The 13586-nt window shown below is 65.7% G+C and carries 12 protein-coding genes; 9 read left to right on the forward strand and 3 right to left on the reverse strand.

The features are described 5' to 3' along the window. Positions 1-27: 27 nt before the first annotated feature. The gene (locus AC3WS4_RS12210; RefSeq protein ID WP_492738386.1) at positions 28-828 is read right to left on the reverse strand and encodes an enoyl-CoA hydratase/isomerase family protein; all 801 of its coding nucleotides are present in this window, start codon (positions 826-828) and stop codon (positions 28-30) included. Positions 829-919: 91 nt separating this feature from the next. Between AC3WS4_RS12210 and AC3WS4_RS12215 the strand changes: the two genes are divergently transcribed. Both AC3WS4_RS12215 and AC3WS4_RS12220 read left to right on the forward strand, forming a co-directional pair. Then, entirely contained in the window at positions 920-2011 is a 1092-nt protein-coding gene (locus tag AC3WS4_RS12215) for an acyl-CoA dehydrogenase family protein (RefSeq protein ID WP_492738384.1), read from the forward strand. A gap of 1 nt (position 2012) precedes the next feature. Next, entirely contained in the window at positions 2013-3236 is a 1224-nt protein-coding gene (locus AC3WS4_RS12220; RefSeq protein ID WP_492738382.1) for an acyl-CoA dehydrogenase family protein, read from the forward strand. A gap of 106 nt (positions 3237-3342) precedes the next feature. Here the strand turns inward: AC3WS4_RS12220 and AC3WS4_RS12225 are convergent, their stop codons facing one another. Next, positions 3343-4833 carry a class I adenylate-forming enzyme family protein gene (locus AC3WS4_RS12225; protein ID WP_492738380.1) on the reverse strand — a complete coding sequence of 497 codons (1491 nt, stop codon included), beginning with the start codon at positions 4831-4833 and terminating at the stop codon, positions 3343-3345. A 74-nt stretch (positions 4834-4907) separates the two neighbouring features. Here AC3WS4_RS12225 and AC3WS4_RS12230 point away from each other — a divergent pair, with 74 nt between their 5' ends. The 3 genes from AC3WS4_RS12230 (at position 4908) to AC3WS4_RS12240 (ending at position 7872) form a co-directional block, all read left to right on the forward strand. Next, the gene (locus AC3WS4_RS12230; protein WP_492738378.1) at positions 4908-6194 is read left to right on the forward strand and encodes an FAS1-like dehydratase domain-containing protein; all 1287 of its coding nucleotides are present in this window, start codon (positions 4908-4910) and stop codon (positions 6192-6194) included. A gap of 90 nt (positions 6195-6284) precedes the next feature. Then, positions 6285-7082 carry an enoyl-CoA hydratase-related protein gene (locus AC3WS4_RS12235; protein ID WP_492738376.1) on the forward strand — a complete coding sequence of 266 codons (798 nt, stop codon included), beginning with the start codon at positions 6285-6287 and terminating at the stop codon, positions 7080-7082. Further along, a complete protein-coding gene (locus AC3WS4_RS12240) occupies positions 7075-7872 on the forward strand; it encodes an enoyl-CoA hydratase/isomerase family protein (protein ID WP_492738374.1) in 798 nt (265 codons plus the stop codon). Before AC3WS4_RS12235 ends, AC3WS4_RS12240 begins: the two co-directional genes overlap by 8 nt. A 94-nt stretch (positions 7873-7966) precedes the next feature. Here AC3WS4_RS12240 and AC3WS4_RS12245 read toward each other — a convergent pair whose 3' ends face one another. Beyond that, positions 7967-8755 (reverse strand): thioesterase family protein, encoded by a 789-nt coding sequence (locus AC3WS4_RS12245; RefSeq protein WP_492738372.1) that lies wholly within the window; start codon positions 8753-8755, stop codon positions 7967-7969. A gap of 95 nt (positions 8756-8850) precedes the next feature. Between AC3WS4_RS12245 and AC3WS4_RS12250 the strand changes: the two genes are divergently transcribed. The 4 genes from AC3WS4_RS12250 to AC3WS4_RS12265 are packed head-to-tail and all read left to right on the forward strand — an operon-like array spanning position 8851 to position 13582. Continuing rightward, positions 8851-10062: an acyl-CoA dehydrogenase family protein gene (locus AC3WS4_RS12250; protein WP_492738370.1), complete on the forward strand. Its 1212-nt coding sequence runs from the start codon at positions 8851-8853 to the stop codon at positions 10060-10062. Position 10063: 1 nt separating this feature from the next. Continuing rightward, on the forward strand, positions 10064-11059 hold the full coding sequence (locus AC3WS4_RS12255) for an acyl-CoA dehydrogenase family protein (RefSeq protein ID WP_492738368.1): 996 nt from the start codon (positions 10064-10066) through the stop codon (positions 11057-11059). Positions 11060-11063: 4 nt separating this feature from the next. Next, the gene (locus tag AC3WS4_RS12260) at positions 11064-12437 is read left to right on the forward strand and encodes a wax ester/triacylglycerol synthase domain-containing protein (RefSeq protein ID WP_492738366.1); all 1374 of its coding nucleotides are present in this window, start codon (positions 11064-11066) and stop codon (positions 12435-12437) included. Continuing rightward, positions 12434-13582: a sulfotransferase family protein gene (locus AC3WS4_RS12265; protein ID WP_492738364.1), complete on the forward strand. Its 1149-nt coding sequence runs from the start codon at positions 12434-12436 to the stop codon at positions 13580-13582. The genes AC3WS4_RS12260 and AC3WS4_RS12265 overlap by 4 nt, the downstream gene beginning before the upstream one ends. Positions 13583-13586 lie beyond the last annotated feature (4 nt).

Below are 13586 nucleotides of genomic sequence, written 5' to 3' on the forward strand. Positions count from 1 at the left end.
AAACGTCAAGTGGAATTGCCGCTACGTCTAGCGGACGGTGAATTTCTTGGCCTTGTCGGCCATCAGCGCGGCGCGGTCGACTTGCGGCACCCCGACCGGATTGCCGATCTGGCAATATTTCAGGCCCTGTTGCATCGCGACGCTGCGCGGCAGGTCGAGCGATTCCCAGATCGCCTTCACCGAACCCGCGGTCGCCGCGGGCGGCTTGGCGGCGATCGCGGTCGCCAGTTCCTGCGCGCGCGGCCACAGATCCTCGAGCGTCGTAATCTCGCTGACCAGCCCGATGCGCAGCGCGGTCCCCGCGCCGATCCGTTCATCATTGCCGAGCAGCACCATGCGCAGCACATCGTGAAGCGGCATATGATAGGTCATGCCGATCGGCTCGAGCGCGCTCGTCATCCCGTAAGTGACATGCGGGTCGAAGAAGGTCGCGTCCTCCGAACAGATGATGATGTCGCTCTCGTTGAGCCAGTAAAAGGCGCCGCCCGCCGCCATGCCGTGCACCGCGGCGATCACCGGCTTCCAGCATTTCATCGACTTGGGGCCAAGATAATTGCCCGGGTCCTCGCAGTGCCAGATGTTCGCAAGGTCAACGACGGTGCCGCCTTCCTTTTGCGATTCCTTGACGTCGACCCCGGTGCACCAGGCTTTGCCCGGCGCGGCGCGCAGCACGCAGCAATGGACGTCGTCGTTGCTGCCGATCCACTTCCACAGATGCTCGAATTCGTCCATCATCCGCTTGGTGAAGCTGTTCATCGCGTCGGGGCGGTTGATCGTGATCGTCGCGATATGGTCGGTGACGTCGACCAGGATGGTTTCATATTGCATGGCCAGCGGATCCTCTCCGGATATTTGTCATGGTTGACCTAGTTATATAACTCGCTATGACACAGACCGATATGGAGGGGCAAGGCCTGCGATGAATTTCGACCTTAGCGATGAACAGAAAATGCTCGGCGAGCAAGCCCGCGCGCTGCTTTCCGACCTGTCGTCCTTCGACCGGCTCCGCACGCTGATCGATTCGGGCGCCGAATGGGACGAGCCCTTGTGGCGCGCGCTTGCCGAAATGGGTTTCCTCGGCGCCGCGATTCCGGAGGAGCATGGCGGGCTGGGTCTCGGCGCGCTCGACCTCGGCGTCATCATGGAGGCGCTGGGCGGCGCCAACGCGGCCGTGCCCTTTATGAGTTCGATCATCCTCGGGGCCGAAGCGATCCGGCTCGCGGGCAGCGACGCGCAGAAGGCGGCGTGGCTGCCGAAACTGGCGAGCGGCGAGGCTGTCGCGACATTCGCTTATGCCGAGGGGCCAGGGCCGGTGTTCGCGACCGGCGCGAAACTTGAAGGCGGCAAGCTCAGCGGGAACAAGTCGCCGGTTGCCGACGCGGGCATCGCCGACATCGCGGTCGTGCTCGTCGCGGGCGGCACTTTTGCGCTCGTCGAACTCGACCAGCCCGGCGTCACCCGCACGCGGCTCGACAGCTTTGACCAGCTCCGCCCGCACTACCGCCTCGACTTTGCCGATGCGGTTGCCGAAGCGCTGCCCGGCGCGGGCAAGCTCGACCGACTGATCGACCAGGCTGCGGTGCAGGCCGCGTTCGAAGCCGCCGGCGCTGCCGAGGCGTGCCTGACCATGGCGCGCGACTATGCGATGGAGCGCCAGATGTTCGGCCGTCCGCTCGCGGGCTATCAGGCGATCAAGCACAAGCTCGCCGATGTCGCGGTCGCGACCGAACTCGCGCGCTCCAACGCTTATTATGGCGGCTGGGCGGCCGAATCCTCGCCCGACGACCTGCCCGCCGCCGCCGCCGCCGCGCGGCTCTCTGGAATTAAGTGCCTCGAGCTTGCGGCGCGCGAGAATCTGCAGGTCCATGGCGGCATCGGCTATACGTTCGAGGCGAACTGCCATTTCTATTACCGGCGCGAACGGATGCTCGCGGTGCATCTCGGCAATCGCGGCTTTTGGGCCGACCGGCTGCTGAACGCACAACCGGGCAGCCAAGGGAAAGCGGCGTAAGATGGATTTCAACGACAATGCGCAGGAAGCCGCCTTCCGCGCCGAAGCCCGTGCCTGGCTCGCCGCCCACGCCCCCGCGCATGTGCTCACGCCCGGCGAGAAGATGCCCGACACCGAAGAGGCCGATCGTGGCCGCGCGTGGATGCGCGAGCTTTACGCGGGCGGCTGGTCGGGGCTGACTTTCCCCAAGGCGCTCGGCGGGCGCGGGCTGTCGGGACCCGAGGCGGTGATCTTCGCCGAGGAAGAGGGCCAATATCACCTGCCCAAGGGACCCTTCACCTCGATCGGCACCGGCATGGCGCTGCCCGTGATCGCGAAGCATGGCAGCGACGAACAGAAGGCGCGCTTCATCGAGGCGACGCTGAAGGGCGACATCACCTGGTGCCAGCTCTTCTCCGAACCTTCGGCGGGCTCGGACCTCGCGGCGCTGCGCACCAAGGCGGTGCGCGCCGACGACGGCAGCGGTGACTGGATCGTCAACGGCCAGAAAGTCTGGTCGAGCTGGGCGCATCTCACGGATTGGGGCATCCTCGTCGTGCGCACCGACCCGACTTTGCCCAAGCACAAGGGGCTGACCTTCTTTGTCGTCGATATGAAGACGCCGGGGATCGAAACGCGCCCGATCCGCCAGATTTCGGGCGCGAGCGAGTTCAACGAAACCTTCCTCACCGATGTTCGCATCCCCGATGGGAACCGTCTCGGCGCCGAGGGCGAGGGTTGGGCATGCTGCATGACGGTACTCATGGGCGAACGCCTCGGCTCGGGCGCGCATCGCAGCGGGGTCGAGCCGCTGATCGACTATGCCGCCGCGACCCCCGACGGCCATGGCGGCACGATGCTCGACGATCGCGCGATCCGCCAGCAGCTCGCCGAGGCGCTGGCCGAGGAGCAGGGCGAACGCTTCTTCCAGGCACGGCTGCGCACGATGGTGTCGAAGGGCGAGAACCCCGGTGCGCTCGCGGGCATGGTCAAGCTCGCTTATGCGGGCCGCTACCAGAAGACCAACGGCCTCGCGCTCGAACTGCGCGGGCTCGCCGGCATCGCTCCCGAGGCGAGGGATTCCGCGACAGGCGACGTCCAGTACGACTATATCTATTCGACCGTGATGCGCATCGCGGGCGGCGCCGACGAGGTGCTGCGCAACCAGATCGCCGAACGCGTGCTGGGCATGCCCGGCGAGGTGCGCATGGACAAGGATGTGCCGTTCGAGAGTTTGAAGGGTTAAGTACAATCCTCGTCATTGCGAGGAGCCGAAGGCGACGCGGCAATCCAGAGTGGCGTAAACCGCCCTGGATTGCTTCGCTCCGCTCGCAATGACGAGTGTTGGGGAGCTACGCCGCCCGCCGCCGCGCTTCCGCCGCTTTCGCCAGCGGCTCGGCCAGATCCTTCTTCAGGATCTTCCCGTTCGGGTTGAGCGGCATATGATCCATCACGACCAAAGTGCGCGGCACCTTGTTGTCGCCCAGATGGGCCTTGCAGAATGCGATGATGTCGTCGGCCGTCGCTTCGCCGCAGCCGGGGCGCAATGTGACAGCGGCGGCAATATCCTCGCCCAGCACCTCATGCGGGACGCCGACCACCGCCGCCTGCTGGACCGCGGGATGCAAATGCAGCACCGTCTCGATCTCGAGCGGGGTGATGTTGTAGCCGCCGCGGATGATCAGCTCCTTCGACCGGCCGGCCATGATCAGGTCGCCGTCTTCGTCGACGAAGCCGAGGTCGCCGGTCTTGGTCCAGCCGCCCTTGAAGCTCGCCGCGGTCGCCTCGGCATCGGCCCAATAGCGCCGCGCATGTTTCTGCCAGCCGTAGATTTCGCCGACGACGCCTGCTTCGGTGACGACCTCGCCCGCCTCGTCGCGGATCTGCATATGCGCGGGCAATTTGCCGACGCAGCCGGGTTTCAGCACCTGTTCCTGACTAGTGGTGCCAAGGCCCACGCCGCCCTCGGACATGCCATAGCTGTTACGTATGCGCAGGTGCGGCCACAGTTCGGCCGCGCGCTTCACCGAATCATGCGGCAGCGGCGCGGTGCCGGTCATCAGATATTTGACCCCCCCCATGTCGTAATCGCCGACATCGGGATGATCGAGCACGAGCCGCAGCATCGACGGCACCAGGTAGACCAGATTCGGCCGCTTTTCCTTCGCCAGCTCCAGAAAGCCCTTCGGATCGAATTTCTGCTGGGTGATCGCGGTCGCGCCGCCGCGCGCGGGCAGCATGACGATACCGATATTGCCGCCCGATCCGGTGAGCGGCAGCGCGTTCAGCGTCGAGCGCGAGCGATCCATGTTGAGGCCGGTGACGCCGGTCATCAGATCGGGATGCGATATCACGACGCCCTTGATCTTGCCGGTCGTGCCCGAGGTGCCGAGGATTTCGGCGTCGGCCGCCGGGTCGAGGCTCGTCTGGTCGGGCAGCGCCGCGATATCGCGCGGCATGGCATCGACGTGCCAGCAACCCGCGAGGGGGACATCCTTCATCAAATCGGGCGCATCGGTCAGGCAGAAGCGCGGTTCGCACAATGCCGCATAATCGGCAATTTCCCGGGGGTTGAGGCGCGTGCTGATCGGGCAGGCGATGCCGCCGGCGCGGAACACCGCGAACACCGCGATCGCCATCTCGATCGCATGCGCATTGCTGATCGGCAGGAACACCCGGTCGCCGGGAACCAGCCCCGCCGCCGCCAGCCCGCCGCCGACTTCGTCGGCTTCGCGGTCCCATTCGGCGAAGGTGATTTGCCGCCGCGTGTCGTCGTGCGCGATGTCATTCGACTGGTGCGTCGCGCGCACCTTCAAGGCATCGCTGATGCGGCGAACTTCCATTGCGGCTTTATCCCCTTGCGTCATTCTTGGGCATGTATTACCTAGTTATATAACTCGTGACAAGGGAGATAGTGATGGCCGAGGTGAAAAGTGACATCAAGCAGAGCGATGAGTGGCAGAAAGCCGTCGCCTATGAGATTACCGACGAGGATATCGAGCGGCAGCGCAAATTGCTGGGATTCGATCAGGCCGCGAAGACCCGCGAATATATCACCACCGCGACCGAGGATAATATCCGCAACTTCGCGCACGGCATGGGCGACGACAAGCCGCTCTACACCGATCCCAATTATGCCAAGAAGACCCGCTGGGGCAGCGTGATCGCACCGGGCATGATGGCGGGCATCATCAACAAGCCGATGAAGGGCGACCCGATTCCCGACGACATCAAGGCTCTCAAGAAAAGCCTGTTCCGTGGCATCCACGTTTTCGTGTCGGGGTCGCAATGGGATTTCTATCGCCCGATCTTTCCGGGCGACACCATCTACAGCTTCAACGGTGACGAGACGTGCGAGGTCAAGCAGTCCGAATTCGCCGGGCGCTCGGTGATCACCAATCGCCGCGACGTGAAGATCAACCAGCGCGGCGAGGTCGTCGCGGTCTATCGCATCCTGCGCGTGCTGACCGAACGCAAGACGGCGGCCAAGAAAGGCAAATATTCGGCGATCGAACCCGCGAGCTATACCGACGAGGAAATGCAGGCGATCGAGGATATCTACGCCGCCGAACGCGTTCAGGGCGCCGAGAAGCGCTGGTTCGAAAGCGTCGAAAAGGGCGATTCGGTCGGGCTGCAAGCGAAAGGTCCGCTGACCGTAACCGACGTTATCTGTTTCCACGCCGGCGGCTATGGCTTCGTGCCCTATGCGCCGACCGCCAACCGCCTCGCGCACAAGAATCGCCAGCGCATCCCGGCCTTCTATGTGAAGAACGAGCATGGCATTCCCGACGTCGCGCAGCGGCTGCATTGGGATCCGGTGTGGGCGCAGGCGATCGGCAATCCGATGGCCTATGACTATGGAGTTATGCGCGAAAATTACCTGTGGCAATATCTCAGCGACTGGGCCGGCGACGATGCCGTCATCACCCACATCCACGACGAGATCCGCAAGTTCAACTATATGGGCGACGTCCAGCGCGTCACCGGCGAAGTGCTGGCGAAACGCCAGGAAGGCGGCCAGAATCTCGTCGATGTCGCGGTGAAGTTCACCAACCAGCGCGACGAGGAAACGGTGCGCGCCACCGCGACGATCGCGCTGCCGAGCAAGGGTCGCCCGCAGCCGCTCTATCCGCAGGTTCCCGAGGAACTTGCTGAAAAGGCGGTGCGCATGCTGGCGCGCCACCGCGAACTCGGCGGGGATTGACCGGGCAGCCCTTTCCCTATCTCGTCACCCTGAACTTGTTTCGGGGTGACGAGAAAAGAGACGTGGTCCGGAGCCAGCCGGGGAGGAATTATGGCTGACGAAATATTGATCGACGATGATGCGGGCGTCCGCACCATTACCCTGAACCGGCCCGATCGATTGAACGCGCTGACCAGCTCGATCATGGCGCCGCTCGCCGACGCCTGTGCCGACGCGGCGCGCGATGTGTCGGTCGGCTGCGTCGTGGTGACCGGCGCGGGCAGGGGCTTCTGCGCCGGCGGCGACCTCAAGGAAGGGGGCGCCGACAAGGCGGTCGTTCCCGCCAATGCAGAGGTCGGCAGCCGCACCGAACAGGGTCATGTGCGCCTCCGCAGCTTCATGGAAACCTCGCGCCTGCTCCACGAAATGCCAAAGCCGACGATCGCGATGGTCAACGGACCCGTCGCGGGCGCTGGCATCGGCATCGCTGGGGCGTGCGACCTGCGCTTCGCCGCGAAAAGCGCGAGCTTCCTGACCGCGTTCGACCGCATCGGCGCGGGGGGCGATTTCGGATCGACCTGGTTCTGGACCAAGATCGTCGGCACTGGCGTCTCGCGCGAACTCTTCCTGCTCGGCGAAAAACTGAGCGCGGACGAGGCCTTCGCCAAGGGACTCTACACCCGCCTGTTCGATGACGAGGCGCTGTGCGAAGAGACGATGAAGGCGGCGCGCCGCCTCGCCGACGGCCCCCGCATGGGCTATCGCTATATGAAGACGAACCTCAACAATGCCGAGGATTGGGCGTTCGAGGCCGCGCTCGATGCCGAGGCGCTCAACATGGGGCTGTCGACCAGCGCGACCGCGATGATCTGGCGTGAAAAGAAGAAGGCAGAAAATCCCGATGGCTGATTTCGCGCATATCCGGATCGACCGGCATGACGCCGGCATCGCCGCCGTTGTTGTCGCACGCGCCGACATCGGCAACGCCTCTTCGCCCGAGATGCTCGGCGAGATTCGCGACGCTTTCGCGGCCCTGTCTTCGGATCGCGACGTTCGCGCAATCATCCTCGCCGCCGAGGGCAAGCATTTCTCGGTCGGTGCCGATTTCGCCTTCCTGCAAAAACTCACGGGCATGGCGGCGAGCGAGATCAAGGACACCGTCTACGCCAATTTCCAGGGTGCCGCGCGCGCCATCTATCGCTGTCCGAAACCGACGCTCGCGCTGGTGCAGGGCGCGGCGGTGACGGTCGGCTGCGAACTCGCGCTCGCCTGCGATTTCCGCATCGCCGCCGACAGCGCGATGTTCCAGGAAAGCTGGATCAAGCTCGGCATCATGCCGCCGCTCGGCGGCACCTTCCTGCTGCCGCGCATCGTCGGGCTCGGCCGCGCGATGGAAATGTGCCTGCGCGGGAAACAGGTGCGCGCCGAGGAAGCACTGAGCATCGGACTGGTGAGCGAGGTGGTCGCGAAGGACGATCTCGCGGCGCGCGGCATGGACATGGCGCGCGAACTCGCCGCATCGGCCCCGCTCGGCTATGCGACGGTCAAGCAATCGATCCAGCGCGCGCTCGAAAGCAGCATGGAGGCCGAATGGCAGGCCAATTTGCCCAACCAGGCGCTATTGCTCGGTAGCCAGGATCACCGCGAGGGGCTGGCGGCGGTGACTGAAAAGCGCGTGCCCGTTTTCCGGGGGGAGTAGCCCACCGCGTCATTGCGAGGAGCGAAGCGACGCCGCAATCCAGAGCCGCGCGGGCCTGCTCTGGATTGTTTCGTTACGCTCGCAATGACGATTCCTACCGCCGCGACCCCGGCGCGACAAAGATCGTCTGCGTACCCTTGGCATAAACGCCGTCCTCATCGGCGAAGAGATTCTGCGCCACCGCATGCCCGTTGCCCGCGCCCTCGGTGTAGGCGTCGAGCAACAGCCATGCTCCGCGCGGCATGCGAAAGAACTGGATGCCGATGTCGAGGTTCGCATAGCTCCATTCATACGCATGCGTCGCGCTGCCGACGCCATTGCCGAAATCGGCGAACAGGCACGCCTTGACGAAGGGCGACGCCGGCACGCCGCGCACGACCTCGCCGTTCATGCACATCCAGGCCACGCCGCGCCCCGGTTCGCGCACCTGGCCCATGACCGGCCGCGTCCGGATCGCCCCCGCCATGCTCGCGCCGATCAGGAAATCATCCTCGGGCACATCCTCGGGCGCGGGGTGCGGGTGTGGGGGAAGGAATTCGGGGGTGTCGAGCTGCCGTGCCAGCAGCACATGCGCCTGCGCGACCATCTTCGCGCCCGCCAGCAGTTCGATGCGGTAAAGCTGCGCCTGCCGTCCCTGGCGCACCGGGACGATGCGCGGGACCAGCGGTGCGCGCGGCACGATGCCCAAAAAGTCGATCGTCACGCGGCAAATTTCGAACCCCGGATCGAAACCGGCTTGTTCGATCGCATGCGCGAACAGCGCCGAGATCGGCCCGCCCGCGACCGCATCGGCGAACCAGGGGTTGCGTGACAGGCCGGTGGGCTCGAAACCTTCCTCGGTGTGGACGAAATAATGGGGGATCGGGTCGGCGGTGCTGTTCATCGGCGCCTCCTACCATGCTTCGCACGCCGTACAACATGGTTGACGTAGTTATATAACTCAAGCATAGAATCACCATCGACAAGGGAGAGCGAGCGATGGATCTGAGCTATGGCGAGGCCGCCGAGGTCTTTCGTACGGAGGTCCGCGCCTTTCTGTCGTCGCGCTGGCCCCCGGCCGCCGACCTGCGCGGCGCCGATCTCAAGGCCTTCATCCGCACCTTTCGCGCCCAGGCGACCGACGCTGGCTATCTCTACCGCGCGATCCCGAAGATATATGGTGGCTCCGAGCAAAGCGTCGACGTCATCAAAGCGCAGGTGATCCGCGAGGAGTTCGCGCGCGCCCGCGCCCCGATGGAAGTCGGCGGCAACGGCATGAACATGACCGTGCCGACCCTGCTAGAAAAAGGCAGTGACGAGCAGAAGGACCTTTTCATCCGCAAGACGGTGTCGGGCGATTATATCTGGGGGCAGGGCTATTCCGAACCCGGCTCGGGCAGCGACCTTGCGAGCGTGCGCACCAAGGGCGAGCTGTCGCCCGACGGCAAAAAATGGATCATCAACGGCCAGAAAATCTGGACGTCGCAGGGCATGCAATCGACGCATATGTTCATGCTCGTGCGCACTGAGCCCGACGCGCCGAAGCACGACGGCATCACCTACCTGCTGATCGACCTCGACCAGCCCGGCGTCACCCGCCGTCCGATCCGCCAGATGACCGGCGAGGAGGGCGATCACACCTTCTGCGAATTTTTCTTCGACAATGCCGAGACCCCGGTGAGCTGGCAGGTCGGTGAACGCGGACAAGGTTGGTATGTCAGCCGCACCACGCTCAAGCACGAACGCGCGAGCATCGGCGGCGCTGATGGGCTCGGCCGCCAGTTCACCAAGCTCGTCGAATTGGCGAAGGAGGTCGACCGCATCGACGACCCGATCGTCCGCGACCGGCTCGCCCAGATCGAAGGCTCGGTCCTCTCGCACCGCTACACCAGCTACCGCCTGTTCAGCTGCGCCGCTGCGGGCGAGGATCCCGGCCCGGTCGCGCTGATGATGAAATTGCTGCTCACCGAAATCGGCCACGAGATGGCGCTGCTCGCGCAGGACCTGATCGGTGAGCATGGCTTTGTCGAACCCGCGGGCGCCGGGGGACGCGGCAATCGCGGGCCGCGCGGCCCCGAAAAATGGCTCGACCAGATCATGGGCAGCCTCGGCAATTCGATCGCCGGCGGCGCGTCGAACATCCAGCGCAACATCATCGGCGAACGCGGCCTCGGCCTGCCGCGCGACCTCGCGATGAGCGGGGAGCGCTGAGATGCATTTTCACCTGACCGAAGAACAGACGGCGATCCAGGACGCGGTGCGCGGCACGCTCGCCGGCGTCTGGCCGATCGAGCGGCTTCATGCCTTTGCCGATGACGACGATGATTTCGACCGCGCCAGCTGGGATGCGCTGATGGCGCTCGGTCTCGGTGGCACGCTCGTGCCAGACAGCGGCATGGGCCTGCTTGACGCCGCGCTGGTGTGTGAGGTCGTGGGCGAGGCGGCGGCACCGGGGCCGCTGATCGGCCAGCTTCTCGCCGTCGCCGCCGTTGCGCACAGCGACAATGGCGTAGCAAAATCCCATCTCGAAACGCTGGCGAGCGGAGAAACGGTCGCGACGCTCGTCCACGGCGGCAGCGCGTTTGTCCCTTGCGCGCGCGCCGCCGACTTTTTCCTGATCGTCGACCGCGAAGCCGGGGTCCGCCTTGTCGCCGCTGCCGACGCGGCGATCGAGGCGGTGAAAGCCGCCGACCGCAGCCGCCCGGTGTCGAAGGTCGCGATTCCCGCCGATGACGGCGAGACGCTCTTCGCCGCGAGCGACCCGATGACCGGCCGTCTCGCCGACGCGGCGCTCGTCCTCGTCGCCGCCGATGCGCTCGGCGGCGCGCAGAAGGTCACCGACATGAGCGTCGCCTACGCCAAGGAGCGCGAACAGTTCGGCCAGCCGATCAGCCGTTTCCAGGCGCTCAAGCACCAGCTCGCGCATATGGCGCTCGACGTGGAGCCGGCGCGCGCGCTCCTGTGGTACGCCGCCTATGCCTGGGATGCGGGCCTCCCCGACGCGCCGCGTGCGGCCGCGATGGCAAAGGCCCATCTGTGTGACATCTACGTCCGGTCGACCCGGGCGGCGGTCGCCGCGCATGGGGGCATCGGGTACACTTGGGAATATGGACTCCATTACTGGTTTCGTCGCGCGGCTTTTGACCGGGCATGGCTCGGAAGCCCGGCCGCGCATCGCGCGCGGGCGGCGGTCCTCGCGGGGTGGTGACGGGGTGAGCGGCGCCCGCGACCCGCTGCAACTTGCCCCCGGCGTCCGCCGGTTGCGCCCCGACGATCATTTCATGATCCTGTCCGAAACCGACGCGTCGCCGATGCATGTCGGCGCCCTGATAATGCTCGATGTGCCGCCCGACCGGCAGGAGGGTTTCGCCGACGCGATCCGCCGCCAGTTCGCCGAACGCCTGCCCGCGACGCCGCTGCTCGCACGGCTGCACCAAGCGCCCGACGGTTTCGATTCGGATGTCTGGGCCGATCTCGCGAGTTGCAACCTCGACGCGCTCGTCGCGGTCCAGCCGCACCCCGGGGCGTGGGCCGACGACGAGCTTCATGCCGCCGTCGCGATGCTCAACATGCGGCGGCTCGACCTCGAAGGGCCGCCCTTTGCGGCGCATGTCTTCGAACGGCTCGCGCGCGGCGGCAGCGCGCTCTACCTCAAGATGCACCATAGCGTCGCCGACGGCATCGGTTTTCAGACCGTCCTCGCCCGGCTCAGCGACGCCGCGCAGCCGGTACCGCCGCGCATCGCCGACGCGGCGTTGCCCGACGGGGGGACGTGGCGCGTTCTCGCGCAGACGCGTTTCGCCGATGAGGCCGCGCAGCGCGCCGAACAATCGGAACGCCGCCGGGACGCGCTCGCCGAACTCGAAGCCCATAAGGGCGACCGCGCCCCGACGCCGCAGCTGAAGATGTCGGGTCCGACCTCGGCACGCCGCCGCTACGCGACGATCAGCCTGCCGCTTGCGCGCGTGAAGGCGGTCGGCAACACGCTCGAAGCCACGGTCAACGATGTCTTCCTCACGCTCGCCAGCACGGCGCTCCGCAAATATCTGATCGAGATCGACGACCTTCCCGCCACGCCGCTCGTCGTCAATTCGGCGCGGTCCTATCGTCGCCCAGACCATGGCGATTTCGGCAACCGCATCGTCGCGCTGCATCCGCATCTCGCGACGCACCTCGCCGACCCCGTCGAGCGCCTGCGCGCGATCCAGGCGTCGATGGCCGCCGAAATGCGCCGTACCCCGCACGACGAGGCGCTGCTCGACGCCGCCGAAAAGCCTTTCGGCGCCAAGGATCGCCGCATCGCCTTTGCCGAGCGGCTGGCGGGCGGCAAGCGCCTGATCCCCGGCAATTTGACGTTGTCGAACGTGCCCGGCCCGGCCGAGGCGCGCAGCTATGCCGGCTTTCGCCAGCGCAACAATTACCCCGTGCCGATCATCGGCTCAGGCCGCTTTCTCAACATCACTTCGCGGCGCAGCGGCGACAATCTCGACATGGGCGTGATCGCCGATGCCGAAAAAATCGCCGACGCGGGCCGCATCGCGGCGCTGTTCGCCGCCGCGCTCGACGAGCTTGAAGCACTCGCATGAACATCGACGCCGAGGCCATGATTGCAGCCGCGGAAAAGCACACCGGCCTAACTGACTGGGGCCGTCCCGATTGGCGCGACGGGCTCGAACGATTGTGCGATTCGGCCAATCGCGAGGCGGGCCTCGACGAGGGCCGCGCCGCCAGTTTTGCGGCGCAAATCGACAAGCAGCTGGTGAAGCGGCTGCGCCTTTATGCCGATCGGGCGAACCATCCCGAAATTGCGCAGCAGGCGATCACGGCCCCGATCTTTGTCGTCGGCTTTCCGCGCAGCGGCACGACGATCCTCCACGGCCTGCTCGCCGCCGATTCGCGGGCGCGCAGTCCGCTGTCGTGGGAGGTCGAGGCGCCGTCGCCGCCGCCGCGGGCGAGCACGGCAATGAGCGATCCGCGGATCGCCGAGACGCAGGCGCGCATCGATGCGCTGCCGGCGCGTTTCCGGGCGATGCACGCGGCATCCGCCGACCTGCCCGAAGAAGACAATACGATCATGCAGATGGCGTTCCGCTCGCTCAACTTCGCGGCGTCGCGGCCTTTGCCATCCTATGATCGCTGGCTGTTCGACTGCGACATGCGACCGGCCTTTGCGCTCCATCGCCATGCGTTGCAGCATCTCCAGGCCTTTCATGCGCGCGACTGGTGGGTGCTGAAGGCGCCGCCGCATCTCTTCTGCCTCGAGGCCTTATTCGATACCTATCCCGACGCGCGGGTCATCTTCACCCATCGCGATCCCGCCAGCATCATGGCCTCGAACGCAAGCCTGATTAGCTTCATTCACGAAATGGCGGGCAATCCGGTCGATGCGCAGGCGCTGGGCCGATCCGAGTCCGCGAAATGGCACCAAGGCATGGCGCGCGCGATGGCGTTTCGCGCCGCGCGGCCCGACCTCGCCGATCGCTTCCACGATTGCGACTTCGTCGATTTCGTCGCCGACCCGGTCGGGACTTTGGCGGCACTCTATGCGCGGATGGGCTTTGATCTTCCCGATGCGACGCGGCGGACGATGGAGGATTTCATGGCCGCCAACCGCGCCGACAAGCATGGCACGCACCAATATTCGGCAGCCGATTTTGGCCTCGCGCCCGATCGGGTGCGCGCCGACTTCGCCGATTATATCGACCATTTTCACGTCCAGTGCAGCAGGTGATCCG

The sequence above is a fragment of the Sphingopyxis sp. EU05-FHT14B03 genome, assembly GCF_058790875.1.